Source organism: Pseudomonas sp. Z8(2022), assembly GCF_025837155.1.
Taxonomy (GTDB): Bacteria; Pseudomonadota; Gammaproteobacteria; order Pseudomonadales; family Pseudomonadaceae; genus Aquipseudomonas.
Genome location: NZ_CP107549.1, coordinates 1571609 through 1591571, shown reverse-complemented (window position 1 = coordinate 1591571; position 19963 = coordinate 1571609). Strand labels below are relative to the sequence as shown.

Below are 19963 nucleotides of genomic sequence, written 5' to 3'. Positions count from 1 at the left end.
CAATCCTTAATCTGCAAAAGAGACATGCTCGCTATATTCAACAGCCTGCATGGCAGTGCGTAGCTCAGGCCTTGCGCAACCAGTAACGATAAATACCCGCTTCGACCTCTTCATGCAGCAGCGCATGCCCGGCCAAACTGGCGAAAGCGCGAAAATCGCGCTGCGAGCCGGCATCGGTGGCGCTGACCTTGAGTACGGCGCCGCTGGCCAGGCGATTGAGCTCGAGCTTGGCTTTGAGCAAGGGCAGCGGGCAGTTCAGCCCGCAGGCGTCGAGTTCGGCATCGAAGGCCGGTGCGTCTGTCATCATCAACTCCTGATTGGTCGGCTAGGATACCCAAGCCGCCGCAACCCTGGCCAGCGCGGTAGCTGGCCGGCTACAGTAACGCCTTTGCCTCCCGAGAGCCTTGAGTGCATGAATGTTCTGCGCCCCACCCTGCTGACGCTGGCCTGCCTCTTCGCTGCCCATACGGGCGCCAGTGACCTGCCGTCGCTTGGCGACGCCAGTTCCTCGATCGTCTCGCCCCAGCAGGAACACCAGCTCGGTCGCGCCTGGCTCGGCCTGCTGCGCGGCCAGGTTTCGCAACTGGACGACCCGCAGCTCAAGGATTTCGTCGAGTCCAGCGTCTATCGTCTGTCGGAAACCAGCCAGTTGCAGGATCGTCGCCTCGAGTTCGTCCTGCTCAACAGCCCGCAGCTGAACGCCTTTGCCGCCCCCGGCGGGATCGTCGGGGTGAACGGCGGCCTGTTCCTCTATGCGCAGACCGAAGCCGAATACGCCTCGGTAATGGCGCACGAACTGGCGCACTTGTCACAACGCCACTTCGCTCGCGGTGTCGAGGCACAGCAGCGCATGCAGTTGCCGCTGATGGCTGCGATGCTTGCGGGTATCGTCGCCGCGGCGGCAGGCGCCGGCGACGCCGGTATTGCCACCATCATGTCGACCCAGGCCGCAGCCATTCAGGAGCAGCGGCGCTTCTCCCGGCAGAATGAACAGGAAGCCGACCGCATCGGCCTGGTCAACCTGGAAAAGGCCGGCTACGACCCGCGCGCCATGCCGCTGATGTTCGAGCGCCTGATGCGTCAGTATCGCTATGACGCCAAGCCGCCGGAGTTCCTGCTGACTCACCCGGTGTCCGAGTCGCGTATCGCCGATACCCGCAACCGCGCCGAGCAATACCCGGCCAAGGGTCGCGAAGACAGCCTGCGCTACCAGTTGATGCGCGCCCGCGTGCAGCTGATCTACGAAGAAACGCCAGGCGTCGCGGCCAAGCGTTTCCGTGCCATGCTCGATGAGAACCCCGGGCTCGATGCCGCACGCTACGGCCTGGTTCTGGCCCAGATGAAAACCGGCCAGCTTGCCGAGGCCGGCGAGACCCTGGCCCCGCTGCTGAGCAAGGCCCCGGACGACATCACCTACAACCTGGCGCAGATCGAGCTGGATATGGCGGCCAATCGGCTGGACGCCGCCGAGCGCCGTCAGCAGCGCCTGTTCTCTCTCTATCCGAGCAACTTCCCGCTGCAGCAAACGCAGGTCGACCTGCTGCTCAAGCAGCAACGCATTGCCGATGCAGAACGCGCCCTGGACAACATGCTCAAGAGCCGCGCCAAGGATCCGGACGTCTGGTATCAGGTCGCCGAGGTACGCGGCCTGAGCGGCAATACCATCGGTCTGCACCAGGCACGCGCGGAGTTCTTCGCCCTGGTCGGCGACTACAACCAGGCCATCGAGCAGCTGGACTTCGCCAAGCGCCGCGCCAGCAACAACTTCCAGTTGGCCTCGCGCATCGATGCCCGTCAGCGCGAACTCGCCGAAGAGAAGCGTCTGGTCGAGCAGATGTTGCGCTGACCGGGCATCAGCCGGCAGCGGCATACAGGCCGATGAATACAGCGCAGCAAAAGAAAAAGCCCCGCATCTGGCGGGGCTTTTCTTTTCAGCGGACGGATCAGGCGCTTTGCGCCAGATCCATCAGCTCGCGGTTGGCCACTGCGTACATGGCGTAGTCGGTACCGGTTGCCGAGCGCAGCTCAGCCAGCATCGCCTTCCAGCGATCGACCAGACGTTGATGCTGGTCGAGCCACAGCGCCACACGGGCCTCGATTTCCTGCGGCCCTTCGGCCATCTGCAGCACCGACACGGTGATCGCACGCTGCTGCCAGTCGAGATCGTCACGGAAGGCTTCGCGAGCCAGCGCCTGCCAGTTGTTTTCCACCGGCAGGTTGGTGATCTGCTGCAGATACCAGGACAGCTCCAGAGAGCCGCCAACCGCGAAGTAGGCGGTGGCCACTTCGCTGGCATCCTTGCCGGTGACGTCCGCCGCTTCGATGATCGGCAGCAGCGTGTACAGATGACTGGTGCCAGCGACAACGCGCGCCAGTTCTTCCGGCGTTCCGGCCTCGACGAAGCTCTGGTAGCGCGCCAGCCACTGTTCGCGGGCCGGGCCTTCGAGCAGCTCGTCCAGACGACCGACCAGCGCTTCGATGCGCGGTGCGAAGTGCGCGACGTCGCGGGCGGCGTCCAGCTCGTTGCGGCGGCTGCGCAGGAACCAGCGGGTGGCGCGACGGCCCAGACGCATCAGCTCGTCCATCAGCTGCAGTTGCAGCTCGGCCGGCACCTTGTAGTCCAGCGCCTCGATCTGTGCCCACCAGTGCGGCAGGCGGAACAGGTCACGGACGATCACATAGGCGCCAGCGACATTGGCCGCGCTCATGCCGGTGGACTCCTTCAAACGCTGCACGAAGGTGATGCCCATGTGGTTGACCAGATCGTTGGCGATCTGCGTGCTGACGATTTCGCGCTTGAGGCGGTGACGACGCATGGCGTCGCCGAACTTCTCGGTGAGGATCGCCGGGAAGGCGGTTTCCATCTCGCGCGCCAGGTAGTCGTCGTCCGGCACCAGGGATTTGAGCAGCGACTCCTTGAGGTCGATCTTGCTGTAGGAGATCAGCACCGACAGTTCCGGCCGGGTCAGGCCCTGACCGTTGGCAGCACGCTCGTTCAGCTCCTCGTCCGACGGCAGGAACTCCAGCGCGCGGTCCAGCTTGCCGGCACTCTCCAGCGCGTTCATCAGGCGTTTGTACTCGCCGACACGCTCGCGGGCGCGGCGCTCGGCCAGCGACAGCGCCTGGGTCTGCTTGTAGTTGTTGCCCAGCACCAGCTCGGACACATCGTCGGTCATCTCGGCCAGCAGCTTGTTGCGCTGCTTCTCGGTCATGTCACCGCCAGAGACGATCTCGCCGAGCAGGATCTTGATGTTCACCTCATGGTCGGAGCAGTCCACGCCACCGGCGTTGTCGATGAAGTCGGTATTGCTGGCACCGCCATGCAGGCCGAACTCGACGCGACCGAGTTGGGTCATGCCCAGATTGCCGCCCTCGCCCACCACCCTGGCGCGCAGTTCGCGGCCATCGACGCGCAGCGCGTCATTGGCCTTGTCGCCGACATCGGCATGGCTCTCCCTGCTGGACTTCACATAGGTGCCGATGCCGCCGTTCCAGATCAGGTCAACCGGGGCCTTGAGCAACGCGTTGAGCAGCTCGGTGGGCGCCAGCTTGTCGGCAGTGATGTCGAAGCGCGCCTTCATCTGCGGAGTAATGGCGATGCTCTTGGCGCTGCGCAGGAAGATGCCGCCACCCTCGGAGATCAGCGAGGCATCGTAGTCTGCCCAGCTGGAGCGTGGCAGTTCGAACAGACGCTTGCGCTCGGCAAAGCTCCTGGCCGCATCCGGGTTCGGGTCGATGAAGATGTGCAGGTGGTTGAAGGCTGCCACCAGTTGCAGCTTGTCCGACAGCAGCATGCCGTTGCCGAACACGTCACCGGCCATGTCGCCGATGCCGATCACGGTGACGTTGTCCTGCTGCACGTCGATGCCGCGTTCGCGGAAATGACGCTGCACCGAGACCCAGCCGCCCTTGGCGGTAATGCCCATGCCCTTGTGGTCATAACCAGCCGAGCCGCCGGAAGCAAAGGCGTCGCCGAGCCAGAAACCGTACTCGGCAGCGATGCCGTTGGCAATGTCGGAGAAGGTCGCCGTGCCCTTGTCCGCCGCTACCACCAGATAGGGGTCATCGGCATCATGGCGCACCACGTTCTGCGGCGGTACCACCTCGCCATCCTTGAGGTTGTCGGTGATATCCAGCAGGCCGCTGATGAAGATGCGGTAGCAGGCGATGCCCTCGGCCATCACCTCGTCACGCGAGCCACCGACCGGCATCCTGCGCGGCACGAAACCGCCCTTGGCGCCCATCGGCACGATCACCGCGTTCTTCACCTGCTGCGCCTTGACCAGGCCGAGCACTTCGGTACGGAAGTCCTCTTCGCGATCCGACCAGCGCAACCCGCCGCGGGCGACGTCACCGAAGCGCAGGTGCACGCCTTCGACACGCGGGCTGTAGACGAAGATCTCGAACTTCGGCACCGGTCGCGGAATGTCCGGAATCAGGCGAGGGCTGAGCTTGAAGCTGAAATAGGGCTTGGCCGCGCCATTGGCATCGGTCTGGAAGAAGTTGGTGCGCAGGGTCGCCTTGATCAGGTCCAGATAGCGACGCAGGATGCGGTCTTCGTTGAGCACCGCGACGTTGTCCAGTGCAGCCAGAATGGCCTGTTCGAGCTTCTGCTGCTTGTCCTCCAGATCCTCGGCGGTGAGCTTGCGCGCGAGGTAGAAGCGAGTGCGGAACAGACGCACCAGCTCCCTGGCGATATCGGCGTGGTTGAGCAGGGTCGAGGCGATGTAGCTGAGGTCGAAGCCCAGGCGAATCTGCTTCAGATAACGGGCGTAGGCACGCAGCAGCGCCACGTCGCGCCAGGGCATGGCGGCGGTCAGCACCAGGCGGTTGAACGCATCGTTCTCGGCATCGCCGCCGACGATATGGATGAAGGCATCCTGCAGGGTGTCGTTGAGCTGCTGGATATCGACATCCAGACCTTCGGCGTAGGTGAAGGCGAAATCGTGAATCCAGAACTCGCGGCCATCGGCGCGGCGCAGCTTGTAGGGGAACTCGCCAAGCACGCGCAGGCCGAGGTTTTCCAGAATCGGCAGCACGTCGGACAGCGGTAGCGGCGTGTCGGCGTGATACAGCTTGCAATGCAGTTGCTGATCGCCGTGTACCAGCGGCTGGTAGAAGCTCATCACCAGCGGCTTGTCGTTGCTCAGACTGAGCAGGTGCTGCATGTCCACCACTGCCGAATGCGGGGCGAAACGTTCGCGGTAACCGGCCGGGAAGCCGCCCGGGAACTCGGCCAGCACGTTGGTGCCCTGGGCTTCACCGAGGCTTTCCACCATCAGGCTGGCGTAGTCGTCCTTCCACGAACGGCAGGCCTGGATGACTTCCTTCTCCAGACGCACCGGGTCGATCTGGGTCTTGTTCTTCGGATCGACGCGCAGGATGAACTGCACCCGCGCCAGCACCGACTCGGAGAAGAAGGTCCAGAACTCGCAATCGGTGGCCTGCAGGCGCTCCATCAGCACCTGCTGGATCTTCATCCGGGTTTCGGTGGAATAGACATCACGCGGCACGTAGGCCAGGCAGTAGCAGAAGCGCCCGTAGGGATCGCGGCGCAGGAACACGCGGATCTTGTTGCGCTCCTGGATCTGCACGATGGCCAGTGCGGTGTTGAACAGGTCGTCCACCGGCGTCTGGAACAGATCGTCGCGCGGCAGCACTTCCAGCACCTGGGCCAGTTCCTTGCCGAGGTGGGCGCTGCTGTCGAAGCCCGAACGCTGTTTGATCACGTCCACCTTGCGGCGGATATAGGGGATGTTCCACACGCTTTCCGCGTACACCGCCGAGGTGTACAGGCCCATGAAGCGGCATTCCTTGACCACGTTGCCCTTGGCATCGAGCTCGCGGATGGAAACGAAATCCGGGTAGGCCGGACGGTGCACCCGGCTCGGCACTGCGGCCTTGGCGAAGGACAGCAGCTGCGGTTCGCGCAGGTAGGCCACCGCCTCCGGCTCGATATGCAGTTCTTCGGCGGACAAGCCGGTGCGCAGGCGCTTGGACAGACCCAGCAGGGATGCTTCGTCATAGACCATGGTGCCGCCATCGGCGCTCGGCGCGACGGTGAACTCCTCGTATCCGAGGAAGGTGAAATGGTTGTCCAGCAGCCAGTTCAGGTAGACCTTGATTTCGTCCAGCTCGGTCTTGTCCACCTTGAGCCTGGCGCGATCCAGCCAGGCCAGCAGCTCGCGCGCCTTGGCCTTCATCGGCTGGAAGTCGGCGACGCACATGCGCACGTCGCCGAAGACTTCGTGAATGGCCTTCTCCAGGGTTTTCAGTTCGGCAGCGCTGGAGCAGCGGTCGATCTCCAGGAACATCAGCGCTTCTTGCAGCACGCCCTCGCCCTGGGTGCCGCGCGGCAGGATCTCCAGCAACTGGCCATTCTGGTCACGGCGTACGCTGAATACGCTGTTTTGCAGGGTGTGGATGCTGTAGCCGTGGCGGTTCAGCTCCATGCGCACGGAATCGACCAGGAACGGAATATCGCCATGGAGGATTTCCACCGCGGTATGGGTGGACTGCCAGCCGTGCTTCTCGTAGTCGGGGTTGAAGGCACGCACCTGCGGCCTGGCCTGATCGAACTGATCCAGCATGCGCCAGGCCGACAGGGTACAGCCGACCAGGTCGGACAGACGTCTCTGGGTCAATTCTTCGAGTGCGATGATGCCGAAGAACTGTTCGGCGAAAAGGGCTACTTGTGGCAGCGCCTGCTCACTCACGTGCTGTGCCAGGGCCGCTTGCAGTTGGTGCTGGAAGTCGGCTTTGCTGGCCGCCGTAAAGAACGCCATGGTTTTGCTCCATTTGGCTGGTGGTTCGACAGGAGGTCTGGATCGCTGTCGCCGGGTGTTAGTTCAACGTTAGTCCATGAAACGGCAATGACACCTGCAAGTCGCACGAGGACCAGCGTGAAGGAAGCGACCGACCGGTCACACATGGCCAACGAGCTTAACGAGGGCCCGAGCGGGTCGCTTGCGGCGCTGCGACATTTTCTTTCAAGGCTGCACCGAGGCGGTGCATGCGGAAGTGCGCCTGGTGCCTGACGCAGAGCCCTGCCTACCCCTCGCTAGTATTTGGTGAAAGGCAAAAGCGAGTTCAACCTCAAGCCAAATGTAAAAGGTGTCTTTTGGCCATAGACTTTCCTTAAAGTTGTATGACAACTTGCCGATCCCTGAGAATCATCCCGTAGAAGATGGCGAGGCGTTATCGTGAGCTTTTTACTGTCCTGGCAACAAAAATTCCGCGCACTTATCGCGCTCACCCTGATCAGTCTGATCCTCATGGCAGCGGCCTCTCTATGGGCCAGCCACAGCCTCAGCAGTGCATTACAGGCAAGGGAACAAGCGGCAGCCTATGCCGGTGCCAGTACCGAGCTGATGAACCACTGGTGGCGGCAGAACGCCGCGCGCCAGCAGATCACCCCTGATCGGCTGGAGGCGTTCAACAACGGCCTCGGTGAACTGCAAGAACTCGTCGGACAACTGTTGACACAAGCCCAGGCACTGGGAGACGACGTCACCCTGCAGCACGCCCAGCAGATTCAGACAGTGCTGCTTGAAGAACTGGCCCAGCAACGCCAGTGGCTGAATCTCAATCAGGCGCTGGGGCTGACGCCATTCGAGGGCCAGCGCAAGACGCTGAGCGAGAAAGGCAAGGCACTGGAAGCGATCAGCTTCGACTTGATCAAACCCTTCATCGCCGGTGCCCTGAGCAGTCAGCGTGACTATCTATCGACCTTCGATCCGGCGTTCGCCCAGATGACCCTGACGGCTATCGACAAGCTGCAGGAGCAGATTACAGACCTGGAATGGCAGGACACGCCGATCGGCAAGAACGTACAGGGCTTCGCCCAGGCCTTCGCCGATGCCAACGGCAACATCGAACGCATCAACGCGACCAATCAGCGCCTGCGCCAGCTGGGCGAACAACTGCAGACGCGTATCGATGAGCAGGCGCAGGCGCTGCAAAGTGGCCTGTTGCTGCGCCGCACCCAGGAGGCGGAACAGGCGCGCCTGTCGGCGCTGTGGATGATGGGGCTGAGTTTCCTCGCCGTCGCCGCCCTGCTCTGCTTCACCCTGCTGCAAGCCTCGCGCACCCTGGTCACACGCCTGCGCAACGTCATTCAGTTGCTCAGCAAGGTCGCCTCCGGCGATCTCACCGGCAAGTTGCCCGTGGGCCGCAATACCAACGACGAGTTCAACCAGTTGGCCGATTCGGCCAACCGCATGATTCAGGGCATCGGCGGTATCGTCGCCGAAGTGGTACGTGCCAACGCCGAGCTGAGCCGCCTGCACAACCACCTGGGCGATGCCATGCGCCAGCTGGGCGACAACAGCACCCAGGTGGAAATGCAGACCGAGCAGGCCGCCTCGGCCTCGCATCAGATCAGCGCCACCCTCAACGACATGGCGCAACGTACGGCCGAAGTCGGCAGCGCCACCACCAGTGCCTACGATGCCGCACGCAACGGCGGCGAGGTGATAGCCGCCAGCGTCGACAGCATGAGCCGCCTGGCGCAGCTGATTCAGGACACCCACAGCCAGGTCGACGCACTCGGCCAGAGCAGCACCCGGGTCAGCGGCATCGTCGACGTGATCAACAGCCTCGCCGATCAAACCAACCTGCTCGCGCTCAACGCGGCCATCGAGGCGGCCCGTGCCGGGGAAGCCGGTCGCGGGTTCTCGGTGGTAGCCGATGAGGTACGCTCCCTGGCACAGAAGACGGTCGCGGCAACTACCGACATCAGCGCCATCGTCAGTGAATTCCAGCAACAGACCCGACACATGCATCAGCTGATGAGCAACGGCCTGAATCTCGCGGCAGACAGCGAACGGCATGCGGCTCAGGTGGCGGATGCGATCACCTCCATCACCTCGGCGATGGAGCGGCTGACCGGCGAAATGAATCAGGTCGTGGTCGCCATCGAGGAAGTCTCCACCACCACCGAGGACATCGCCGACAAGATGGAAACCATCCACGTGCATACCGGGCAGAGCAAGGACCTGCGTCATACGCTGGGCGATCACACCGAGGGGCTGTCGTCCCAGGTCGATGCACTGGGGCGCAGCGCCAGCCAGTTCCGCCTGGCTTGAATAAAGCGAGTGCCCGTTCGGCATACCCCCGACCGGGCACTCTTGCTGGCAGGCTAACGTGACTGCCCGTCGAGATACGTCTCGATGATCTGCGCATGCTCCTTGCCGGCACGCGCCAACCACTCCTCGGTGATCTGCTGACCGACGTCGGTCAGCTCCCGGCGCAGTCGCGGATTGATGTCCTGCACGACAGTAACACCACGCCTGGCGAGCATTCGCGTCTGGTAGCCAGTCAAGGCCCAGGACAACTCCCAACCAGCCCGTTCGGCGCGCTCGCCGGCATGCATCAGCGCATGGCGCTGAGCTTCGGGTAGGCGCTGGAAGGCACGCTCGTTGACGATAACGATGTTCTTCGGAATGAAGGCACGAACGTCGTAGAAGTGCGAGACGAAGTCCCATGCGCGCAGGTCCATGCCGGTCGCGCTGGAGGTGAGCATGATGTCTACCTGCCCCTCACGAAAAGCCTGCGGCACATCCTCGGTATTGATGATCGTGGGCTGAGCATGGAGCAAGTGAGCCAGACGAGAGATGGTCGGATTGTAACTGCGAAAGCGCAGGTCGCGGACATCCTCGACAGCCCGCAGCGGGCGATTGCTGAACAGGCTCTGCGCAGGCCATGGCACGGCGTAAACCAGGCGTACACCATCGGCCAGCAGGCGTCGCTCTACGGCAGCTCGGCTCGCAGCCCAGAGCTGGCGTGCCTGCTCATAATCAGTGGCGAGAAACGGCAGGCTGTCCAGCTCGTAGATCGGGTCTTCATTGCCCAGCGCAGACATGAACACATCGCCGATCTGAATATCACCACGGCTTACCGCCGCCTTCACTTCCAAGCGTGGATACAAGGTGGAATTGGGGTGAACACGAATGTTCAACTGACCGTTGGTGGCCTGGCGAACATTCCTGGCAAAATCCACAGCCACGCGGCTGATGAAATTGCCGGCGGGCTGCTCCACCGACATCGACCAGCGTTCGCTGCCGTGCACGGGCAGAGCCATGGGTACAACGACGAGCAAGGCGCAGAACGCAGACAGGCAAGGTACGGTCTTCATTGGGATACCCCCGTGGACTGGTAAGCAAGTACCGAGGCGACTCGAAAGGAACGCAAAAGCCCCCGGTGCGGGACACACCGGGGGTACGCCAGAATGGCGTCAGGGAGCGTTCACCCAACTCACTGTCGAGCCCGTCAGCGGCTACTGTCCAACGGGAAAAACCGGCGCCTGGTGATAGGAAAATCCGATGCCGGCCACCATCAGCTTTTCCTATCTCCAGCGGCTGTATTTATTAGTTGGACGCCTCCGGCCAGCGCCGGAAGAATGAAGCCATTCCCAGAACAGCTCAAAGCTGTCCGACCACATCCATGCACGTCATGATTAGGATGCTCACTTGAACAGCCTGCTTTTGAATTGCGACATCGGTGAAAGCTTCGGCGCCTGGACCATGGGCCTGGACGCCGAGGTCATGCCCTATATCGACTGCGCCAACATCGCCTGCGGCTTTCATGCCTCGGACCCCAGCGTGATGCGCAAGACTGTGGCCCTGGCCGTGGCCCACGACGTGCGCATCGGCGCACATACCGCCTATCAGGACCTGGTCGGCTTCGGCCGCCGCTCTATGGATTGCACTCCGCAGGAAATCGAAGACCTGATGCTCTACCAGATCGGTGCGCTGGAAGGAATCTGCCGTAGCCAAGGCACCCACGTCAGCTACGTCAAGCCGCATGGCGCGCTTTATCAGGACATGATGCGCAAACCCGCTACCCTGCGCGCGGTGATGAGTGCCGTAGCCAAGTACAACCACCACCTTCCGCTGATGCTGATGTGCACTCGCGACAACAGCGCGGCGCAGGCGATGGGCGATGAATTCGGCCTTACCCTGTGGTTCGAAGCGTTCGCCGACCGTGCCTACGATTCCGAAGGTTTCCTGGTCAGCCGCAGTCTGCCGGGCGCCGTGCATCACGACAGCGAGGTGATCGTCAGCCAGGCGGTCACTCTTGCGCGTGGCGAGGCGCTGCAGGCAAGCGACGGCAGCGCGCTGCATCTGAACGCGCAGACTCTGTGCGTGCATGGCGACAACGCCAGTTCGGTCGCGGCAGTACAACGTATTCGACAGGCCTTCGACGGGCTGGCACTGGCATGAAGAGGCCCAATGTCCGGCTGGAAGTTGCCGGGATCGACAGCCTGATACTGCGTCTGTTCGACCATATCGATGAAGCCAACATGCCGTGGATGCTGGCGGCGCGCGCACGTCTGCAGGAGGCATTCGGCAGTGCACTGCTGGATCTGGTGCCCTCCTACACCACGCTGCTGCTGCACTACGACCTGTGCCAGCTCGATGGCGCTCAGGCGCGGGCAAAGGTCGCCGAGGCGCTCGATGGCTTGCAGCCTGCCGATCTGCAGGGTGGTCGCGAGCACCAGTTGCCCACCTGGTACGACCGCAGCGTCGGGCCCGAGCTGCAACTGCTGGCGCAGCGCAGCGGGCTGAGCGAGGCCGAGGTTATCGCCCGGCATAGCGGCCATGCCTATCAGGTATTCGCGCTGGGTTTCGCCCCCGGCTTCGCCTTCATGGGCCTGGTCGAGGAAATCCTCGCCGCACCGCGCCTGAGCACGCCGCGCAAGCGCATCGCGGCCGGCAGCGTCGGTATCGCCGAACGGCAGACGGCTGCCTACCCGGTGGTTTCGCCCGGCGGCTGGAACCTGATCGGGCGCACCCCGGTTCGCCTGTTCGGTGGTGATATCGAGGGTTACAGCCTGCTGCAGCCCGGTGACCGGGTACGTTTCGTGCCCATCGAACGTGCCGAATTCATCCGCCTGGGTGGTGACGACAGCCCTCTGGAGGGCAGCCAATGAGCGCTATCGACGGCGGCCTGCGGGTATTGCGCAGCAGCCCCTTCATTCAGCTGCAGGACGGCGGCCGTTTCGGCGTGCGTCACCTTGGCGTGACCCAGTGCGGCGCCCTGGACTGGGTCGCCCATCGTTGGGCCAACTGGCTGCTGGGCAACCCGCTCACCTCCGCCGTGGTCGAGATCGCCCTGGGCAACGCCGAATTCGAATGCCGCCGCGACGCGACCCTGGCCCTGACCGGCGCCGACCTTGGCGCCCGCCTGGATGACCAGACGCTGGCCCCCTGGCGCAGCTTCGAAGTGCGTAAAGGCCAGCGGCTAAGCTTCGCCCAGCCGCGCCAGGGCGCGCGAGCCTACCTGGCGGCGCCGGGTGGGTTCCAGGCGCCGCAGGTACTCGGCAGTTGCGCCAGCATGCTGCGCGAAGGCCTCGGTGGTCTGCATGGCGATGGTCGCGCCATCGCCGTCGACGACTCGCTGGACTGGACCTCTGCCGCCAGCGCAACACGGCAGATACCCGCCGAATGCATTCCCGAGTACCGCAGCACGCCTCGCCTGCAGCTGGTACTAGGCGCGCAGATTGGCGACTTTCGCGGACAGAGCCTGTTCGATGCCTTCAACAGCGAATGGCTGATCGACCAGCGCGCCGACCGCATGGGCATCCGCCTCAACGGTCCGCAGCTGCAATGTCAGCGTGGCTCGATGATCTCCGAGGGCATTCCGCTGGGCGCGGTTCAGGTGCCGCCAGACGGCCAGCCGATCATTCTGCTCAACGACCGCCAGACAATCGGCGGCTACCCGCGCCTGGGCGCGCTGACGCCACAGGCCGTGGCACGGCTGGCGCAATGCCTGCCCGGCCAGGCGCTGTACCTGACGCCCACCACTCAGGAAAGCGCTCTGCTTGCCCAGCGTCAGCTACTCGGGCAATGGCAGTAACGCCGCGCCGGGGGCAAGAAAACCAACTGCCTCGTCATCAATGGCGGGGCATTGCGGCACGGGCGACATAGCTCGCATTTCTGTTGCCGGACTGTTCGCGAACAGCGCCGCCGATAGCGGCTGAAGCGGCAAATGCATTAAAGTCGGCGGTCTGCACGCGAGCTTTGAACGCCCGCTCATCCGCCAGAAGAGCCCGACGATGGAACACCGTGAAGCGCTGGTCGCGTTACGCCAATTTCTCTCCACCCAGATTCTCGGCCAGGACAAGCTGATCGAGCGCCTGCTGATCGCCCTGCTCGCCGACGGCCACCTGCTGGTCGAAGGCGCTCCCGGTCTGGCCAAGACCAAGGCGATCAAGGAGCTGGCCGAAGGCATCGAAGGCGAGTTCCATCGCATCCAGTTCACCCCAGACCTGCTGCCTGCGGACATCACCGGCACCGAGATCTATCGCCCGGAAACCGGCAGCTTCGTGTTCCAGCAGGGGCCGATCTTCCACAACCTGGTACTGGCCGACGAGATCAACCGCGCACCAGCCAAGGTACAGTCGGCTCTGCTCGAAGCCATGGCCGAACGCCAGGTTTCGGTAGGCCGCTCGACCTACGACCTGTCGCCGCTGTTTCTGGTCATGGCCACGCAGAACCCGATCGAGCAGGAAGGCACCTACCCGCTGCCCGAAGCGCAGCTCGATCGCTTCCTGATGCACGTGAAGATCGGTTTTCCCGACGCAGCGGTGGAACGCAAGATCCTCGCTCAGGCACGCGGCGATGCACTCAATGGCGAGGCCAAGCCCGAACACCGGGTCAGCCAGCAGGCGGTATTCGCCGCGCGCAAGGAAATTCTCGGCCTGTACATGGCCGATGCCGTTGAGGAGTACCTGGTGCAACTGGTGATGGCCAGCCGCACACCAGCCAAGTTCGATGCCGAGCTGGCCGACTGGATCGCCTATGGCGCCAGCCCGCGCGGCTCCATCGCCCTGGACCGCTGCGCACGCGCTCATGCCTGGCTGGCCGGGCGCGACTTCGTGAGTCCGGAGGATATCCAGGCGGTGCTGTTCGACGTACTGCGTCATCGCATCATCCTGTCCTTCGAGGCCGAAGCCTCGGGCGTCGATCAGGACCGCGTGATCCAGCGCATCCTCGACGTGGTGGCGGTGGCCTGATGCAGCCGCGCGCCCCGCGCTTGTCTTGCGTAGCCCGGATACGATCCGGGACCGATTGCGTGTCTTCCCCGGCCTGCATCCAGGCTACGGGCTGAAGCCCCCATGCAGACCCTGACCAGCCACCCCGGCATCCATATCGCTCTCGGCGAGCTGATCGAGATGCGCCACATGGTGCATGAAGTGCCGTTGTTCTCCACGCCGGCCCGGCGCAGCCCGCTGACGGGGCTGCATCGCTCCAGGCTGCGCGGCCGTGGCGTGGATTTCGACCAGGTGCGCGTGTACCAGCCGGGTGACGATGTGCGCACCATCGACTGGCGCGTCACCGCACGGACCCAGGAGCCCCACACCAAGCTGTTCCATGAGGAGCGCGAGCGCCCCATCTTCATCGTCAGCGAACAGAGCCAGCGCCTGTTCTTCGGCTCCGGCCTGTGCTTCAAGTCGGTGCTCGCCGCCCGCGCCGCAGCACTGATCGGCTGGGCCGCTCTGGGTCACAACGACCGCATCGGCGGCCTGGTATTCGCCGACAACGATCAGCACGAAGTCAAACCCCGGCGCAGCAAGCAGAGCCTGCTGCAACTGCTCAACCTGCTGGCCCGTGCCAACCAGGCGCTCGGCCCGGAAAGCCGGGCCAACACCAGCCGTGACAACTTCGGCCTGGCCCTGCGCCGCGCTCGCGAGGTGCTGCGCCCGGGCAGTTTGGTAATCGTGCTCTGCGATGAACGCGCCCTCAGCGATAACGCCGAACAGCAACTGACCCTGCTCGCGCGCCACAGCGATCTGCTGCTGTTGCCGCTGTCCGACCCGCTCGACCACGCCCTGCCGGCGGCAGGCCTGCTGCGTTTCACGCAGAATGGCGCGCAGCTGGAGCTCGACAGCCATAATGGCGACCTGCGCCAGGCTTATCGTGCCCAGGCGCAGGCCCGCGAGACACGCTGGCAGCGCCTTGCACAGAAGCTCGGCGTTCCGCTGCTGCCGCTGAGCACGCAGTTCGAACTGGTCGAGCAATTGCAGGAACAGCTCAGCGCCCTGCATCCGAGAAAATCTCTATGAACCCCATCGACCAGTTGTTGCCGCTGATCGACCCACCGCCGGTGCCCTGGTGGCCGCCGGCGCCGGGCTGGTGGTTGCTGGCTGTGCTGCTGCCACTGCTGGGCTGGGGTCTCTGGCGTTTGCTGCGCAGCTGGCGGCGGCGTTCCCCCAGGGCAGCGGCACAACAGGCTCTCGAACCGCTGCGCCAGGCCGCGCTCGAAGAACTGGCACGCCTGAACAAACCCTACGACGGCGCTCCCGCCGGCCCCTGGCTGCAGCAGCTCAATGCCCTGCTCAAACGCCTGTGCCGCGAGCGCTATCCGGACAGTGCCAGCCACACCCTGAGCAGCCGCGCCTGGCTGGCATTTCTCGACAACCGCTGCCCGGCGGCAGGCCTGACCCGCTGGATGATCCTGGTCGATGGCAGTTACAGGCCGCAGTGCACCCTGAGCGACAAGGCCATCGACGAACTCGATCAGGCCGTCGCCATCTGGATTCGCAAGCATGTTTGAGTTCGCCTGGCCCTGGGTCTTTCTGCTCGCGCCGCTGCCCTGGCTGCTGCATCTGCTGCTGCCGCCGGCCGACAGTGGCGATGCCGCGCTGCGGGTCGGTTTCATGGACGAGCTGCAAGCGCTGAGTGGCCGCCGCGCTCGTGCGGCCCTGCCCAGTTGGCGCCAGCAGGCGCCGCTGGTGCTGCTCTGGTGTTTGCTGTTGTGCGCCGCCGCACGGCCTCAATGGGTCGGTGAGCCCTTGCCGCTGCCGGCCAGCGGCCGTGATCTGCTGCTTGCCGTGGATATCTCCGGCTCCATGGATTACGCCGACATGCAGTGGAATGACGAGCCAATCAGCCGCCTGGAACTGGTCAAGCGCCTGCTCGGCGATTTCATCGAAGGCCGCCGTGGTGATCGCGTCGGCCTGATCCTGTTCGGCAGTCAGGCCTACCTGCAGGCGCCGCTGACCTTCGACCGCCACACGGTGCGCACCTGGCTGGACGAGGCGCTGATCGGCATCGCCGGCAAGAACACCGCCATCGGCGATGCAATCGGCCTGGCGGTCAAGCGCCTGCGTCAGCGTCCGGCCCAGAGCCGCGTGCTGGTACTGATCACCGACGGGGCGAACAACGGCGGCGAAATCGATCCGCTGGTTGCCGCACAACTGGCCGCCGACGAAGGCGTACGTATCTACACCATCGGTATCGGCGCTGAACCGCGGCAAAGCGGCGCGTTCGGCAGCTTCGGTTTCAGCGCGCTGGAGCTGGACGAAACCAGCCTGCGCAGCATCAGCGACACCACCGGCGGCGAATACTTCCGCGCACGCAATCAGACCGAGCTGCAGCAGATCGGCAAGACCCTCGACCGTCTCGAACCGGTCGCCCAGCAACCCACTCTCGCCCGCCCGGCCTTGGCGCTCTATGCCTGGCCGCTGGCGCTGGCGCTGCTGGGCTCGCTGTTGCTGGTCAGCCAGGTACTCTGGCCCGACCTGCTGCAGCGGCCAAGGAGGCGGGCATGAGCCTGCTCTGGCCGGAATGGCTGCGCCCCTTGTGGTTGCTGGCCGTGCCCGTGCTGGCCTGGCTGCTCTGGCGCCTGTGGCACCGCGAGCGCCAGAGCGGGCGCTGGCAACTGCTGTTACCGGCAGCATTCCATCAGGTACTGCTCAAGGGCGGCAGCGGACGCTCCAGCAAGCTGCCCTGGCTGGCGCTCGGCCTGGCCTGGCTGCTGGCCGTGCTGGCGCTGCTCGGCCCCAGCTGGCAGCGTGTCGAGCAGAGCAACCAGAAGCCCGCCGATCCCCTGGTGGTTCTGCTCGAACTGACGCCACAGATGCTCGCCACAGATGGCCGTCCCAACCGCCTGGAACAGACCCGGCGCAAACTGCTCGATCTGCTCGAGGCCCGTCGCGATGCGCAGACGGCGATCATCGTCTACGCCGGCAGTGCGCACAGCCTGGTGCCGCTGTCCGATGATCTGGCCACCAGCCGCAACCTGCTCGAAGCGCTGAAGCCTTCGCTGATGCCGGAACCGGGGCGGCGCGCCGATCTGGCCGTGACACGTGCGCTGCAACTGCTTGAGCAGGCGCAACTGGGTCAGGGTCGTCTGTTGCTGATCACCAGCACCCTCGATGAAACGGAACGCGGCGGCATCCAGCAAGCGCTGAAGAAACACCCGGTACCGCTGCTGGTGCTTGGCGTCGGCAGCCGTGAAGGCGCACCGGTGGCGCAGGAGGACGGCAGCTTCCTCAAGGACTCGCGCGGCGCCATCCTTATTCCACGCCTCGATGCACGCAGCCTGCGGGAAACCGCCGAGGCCCACGATGGCCGTTACGCTGCGATTCGTCTGGATGACGAAGACCTGCGCAGCCTGGGCCTGCTCGACAGTCCGCAGACCATGCGCGCTGCCGGCGAGCCGACACAGCTCGACAGCCGTATCGATCAGGGCTACTGGCTGTTGCTGCCGCTGCTGTTGCTGGCCGCCTGCGCCGGACGCCGCGGCTGGCTGTTCTGCCTGCCACTGTTGCTGATGCTGCCGCCGCAAAGCAGCCTGGCCTTCGAGTTCGACGAACTCTGGCTGCGCCCCGATCAACAGGGCCAGCGTCTGCTGCAAGCCCAACGCCCGGACGAGGCTGCGCGGCACTTCGTCAATCCGCAGTGGCAAGGCAAGGCACTCTACGAGGCCGCGGACTATTCCGCTGCGGCAGAACGCTTTGCCAGGGGCGACAGCGCCGCCGACCACTACAATCGCGGCAACGCCCTGGCCAAGGCCGGCGAACTGGAGGCAGCGCTCGACGCCTACGAACAGGCTCTGGAGCGCCAGCCGGAGCTGGCTGCCGCGCAGCACAACAAGGCTCTGGTGGAAGAAGCCCTGCGCCAACGCGAGAATCAGCAGCAGTCTGCCGATGACGATACGGACGAACAGCAGCCCACCGCCAACGAGCAGCCGGAGGCGAACGAATCGTCGGCCGGCCAGCCCTCCGAAGATAATGCCGCGCAACCAGCCCAACCGGGCAACACGGCAGAGAACGGCGACGACAGCGAGACGCCAGGCAGCGCGAATGGTGCAGGCGAAGACAACGCCCAGCCCGACACAAGCGAGCAAACGCCGGACGAAGCCGAGCCGGTCGAGCGGCCCCGCACGGAAGCCGACCTGGGCACTGCGGCCGAACGTCGACAAGCGCTGGAACAATGGCTGCGGCAGATCCCGGACGATCCGGCCGAGCTGCTGCGGCGTAAATTCTGGTATGAACAGCAACAGCGTCAGGACTCGAACCGATGAAGCCTCTGCTCTTCCTGCTCCTTCTAGTGCTCGCCGGGCAGGCCTGTGCCGAAGCCTTTTTCGCCAGTGTCGACCGTACCCGCCTGAGCGAAGGCGAGACCGTGGTGCTGACCCTGGAGTCCACCGACCCGACCCGCTTCGGCCGCCCGGATCTGAGCCCGCTGGAAAAGGACTTCGAGATTCTCGGCAGCCGTCAGGTCAATCGCCTCAGCAGCATTGGTGACACGCCACGCGCCAGCACCCGCTGGATCCTCACGCTGCAGCCACGCCGCAGTGGCGAAGTGATCATTCCGGCGATCCGGCTGGAGGACGCAGAAACCCTGCCAATCACCTTGATCGTCGAGGAAGCGGTCAACACCGGCAACACCGACAAGCTGGCCCCCGTGTTCATCGACGCCGGCCTCGATCAGGAAAGCGTATACGTGCAGGCCCAGGCCGTGCTGACCCTGCGCATCTACCACTCGGTGTCCATGTATGACGACAGCAACCTGACGCCGCTGCGCATAGAGAATGCACGGGCCGAACAGCTGGGCGAACCACGCACCTACGAGAAAAGCATCGGCGGAGTGCTGCACGGCGTAATCGAGCTGCAATACGCCATCTATCCGCAACGCAGCGGCCAACTGGTGATTCCCGGACAGACCTTCAGTGCCACCCTGGTCGACCGCTCGCGCAACAACGATTTCCTGCCCTTCGGACCGCGTACCGGCAAGGTCACCCAGGTCAAGTCGCCGGACATTCCCCTGCAGGTCAAACCCAAACCGGCCGACTACCCGGCTGACGTACCCTGGCTGCCGGCACGCGCTCTGGGCCTGGCGGAAACCTGGAACCCGCAACCGGAACGGAGCCAGGTCGGCGACTCGCTGACCCGGCGCCTGATCCTCAAGGTTGACGGCCTTTCCAGCGCCCAGTTGCCGCCGTTGCCGGCGACTCAGGTCGAAGGTCTGCGTCGTTACCCGGATCAGCCGCAGATGAACGACCAGAAAAGCGAGAACGGCATCATCGGTACCCGTGAAGAGCGCGAAGCGCTGGTACCCAATCGCGCCGGCAGCTTCGACCTGCCACCGCTGGAGGTAGTGTGGTGGAACACCCAGACCGACACGCTGGAGCGCACCACCCTCTCCGCCCGCACCCTGCAGGTTGCCGAGAACCCGCAATTACAGAATGACGAACAACCCAACACGCCGATGGTGACGACTCAGGTGATCGAGGGGCCGCAGCTGTGGCCCTGGCAATTGGCCTGCGCGCTGCTGAGCCTGACCACTCTGCTCGGCTTCGGACTGTGGTGGCATGCCCGTCGGCAACCGGCGATTCAGCGCACGGCACAGGCTGGCCCGAGCCCGCGCACACTGCTCGATGACCTCAAACGCACCTGTCAGGCCGGCGATGCACAGGCAACCCGCCACGCTCTGGATGCCTGGGCACGGCAACAGCCGGAAACGCTCGCCGATATGGCTGCGCGCTACGTCCCGCTGTCGGACGCACTCGACGGCCTCAATGGCGCGCTGTACAGCGAGACAGGCCAGCAATGGCAAGGCGAGGAGCTGTGGAAGGCAATCCGCAACCTGCCCGCCAGCCAGGAGCCCAGCGCGGTGGCGCAGGAAAGCAGCGCATTGCCGCCGCTCTATCCACGCTGACTGCAATATCCGCG

Annotated in this window: 14 protein-coding genes; 11 read left to right on the top strand and 3 right to left on the bottom strand. The window is 64.4% G+C overall.

Annotated features, from left to right (window positions below):
- Positions 1-64: 64 nt before the first annotated feature.
- Entirely contained in the window at positions 65-304 is a 240-nt protein-coding gene (locus OEG79_RS07555) for a sulfurtransferase TusA family protein (RefSeq protein ID WP_264148162.1), read from the bottom strand.
- 108 nt (positions 305-412) lie between these two features.
- Between OEG79_RS07555 and OEG79_RS07550 the strand changes: the two genes are divergently transcribed.
- Complete coding sequence (locus OEG79_RS07550; protein ID WP_264148161.1) at positions 413-1846, top strand: M48 family metalloprotease; 1434 nt, start codon at positions 413-415, stop codon at positions 1844-1846.
- A gap of 97 nt (positions 1847-1943) precedes the next feature.
- On the opposite strand, the gene OEG79_RS07545 is transcribed toward OEG79_RS07550, so the two are convergent.
- Positions 1944-6785 carry an NAD-glutamate dehydrogenase gene (locus tag OEG79_RS07545; protein WP_264148160.1) on the bottom strand — a complete coding sequence of 1614 codons (4842 nt, stop codon included), beginning with the start codon at positions 6783-6785 and terminating at the stop codon, positions 1944-1946.
- A gap of 417 nt (positions 6786-7202) precedes the next feature.
- On the opposite strand from OEG79_RS07545, the gene OEG79_RS07540 reads away from it, so the two are divergent.
- Positions 7203-9086 (top strand): methyl-accepting chemotaxis protein, encoded by a 1884-nt coding sequence (locus OEG79_RS07540; RefSeq protein WP_264148159.1) that lies wholly within the window; start codon positions 7203-7205, stop codon positions 9084-9086.
- A gap of 53 nt (positions 9087-9139) precedes the next feature.
- Here OEG79_RS07540 and OEG79_RS07535 read toward each other — a convergent pair whose 3' ends face one another.
- Positions 9140-10081, bottom strand: a complete 942-nt coding sequence (locus OEG79_RS07535) for a TRAP transporter substrate-binding protein (RefSeq protein WP_264148158.1) — start codon at positions 10079-10081, stop codon at positions 9140-9142.
- 388 nt (positions 10082-10469) lie between these two features.
- Between OEG79_RS07535 and OEG79_RS07530 the strand changes: the two genes are divergently transcribed.
- The 9 genes from OEG79_RS07530 to OEG79_RS07490 all read left to right on the top strand — a co-directional run bounded on the left by OEG79_RS07530 (position 10470) and on the right by OEG79_RS07490 (position 19949).
- Positions 10470-11222 (top strand): 5-oxoprolinase subunit PxpA, encoded by a 753-nt coding sequence (locus tag OEG79_RS07530; RefSeq protein ID WP_264148157.1) that lies wholly within the window; start codon positions 10470-10472, stop codon positions 11220-11222.
- On the top strand, positions 11219-11932 hold the full coding sequence (locus tag OEG79_RS07525; protein WP_264148156.1) for a 5-oxoprolinase subunit B family protein: 714 nt from the start codon (positions 11219-11221) through the stop codon (positions 11930-11932). The genes OEG79_RS07530 and OEG79_RS07525 overlap by 4 nt, the downstream gene beginning before the upstream one ends.
- Positions 11929-12858, top strand: coding sequence for a biotin-dependent carboxyltransferase family protein (locus tag OEG79_RS07520; protein WP_264148155.1), 930 nt, complete (start codon positions 11929-11931; stop codon positions 12856-12858). The genes OEG79_RS07525 and OEG79_RS07520 overlap by 4 nt, the downstream gene beginning before the upstream one ends.
- A 199-nt stretch (positions 12859-13057) precedes the next feature.
- Positions 13058-14017: an AAA family ATPase gene (locus tag OEG79_RS07515; RefSeq protein ID WP_074856748.1), complete on the top strand. Its 960-nt coding sequence runs from the start codon at positions 13058-13060 to the stop codon at positions 14015-14017.
- Positions 14018-14119: 102 nt separating this feature from the next.
- A complete protein-coding gene (locus OEG79_RS07510) occupies positions 14120-15067 on the top strand; it encodes a DUF58 domain-containing protein (protein ID WP_264148154.1) in 948 nt (315 codons plus the stop codon).
- Positions 15064-15558, top strand: a complete 495-nt coding sequence (locus OEG79_RS07505) for a DUF4381 domain-containing protein (RefSeq protein ID WP_264148153.1) — start codon at positions 15064-15066, stop codon at positions 15556-15558. The genes OEG79_RS07510 and OEG79_RS07505 overlap by 4 nt, the downstream gene beginning before the upstream one ends.
- Positions 15551-16555 carry a vWA domain-containing protein gene (locus tag OEG79_RS07500; RefSeq protein ID WP_264148152.1) on the top strand — a complete coding sequence of 335 codons (1005 nt, stop codon included), beginning with the start codon at positions 15551-15553 and terminating at the stop codon, positions 16553-16555. Before OEG79_RS07505 ends, OEG79_RS07500 begins: the two co-directional genes overlap by 8 nt.
- Positions 16552-18312 (top strand): VWA domain-containing protein, encoded by a 1761-nt coding sequence (locus tag OEG79_RS07495; RefSeq protein ID WP_264148151.1) that lies wholly within the window; start codon positions 16552-16554, stop codon positions 18310-18312. The genes OEG79_RS07500 and OEG79_RS07495 overlap by 4 nt, the downstream gene beginning before the upstream one ends.
- Entirely contained in the window at positions 18309-19949 is a 1641-nt protein-coding gene (locus OEG79_RS07490; RefSeq protein ID WP_264148150.1) for a BatD family protein, read from the top strand. Before OEG79_RS07495 ends, OEG79_RS07490 begins: the two co-directional genes overlap by 4 nt.
- The last annotated feature ends 14 nt before the right edge of the window (positions 19950-19963 follow it).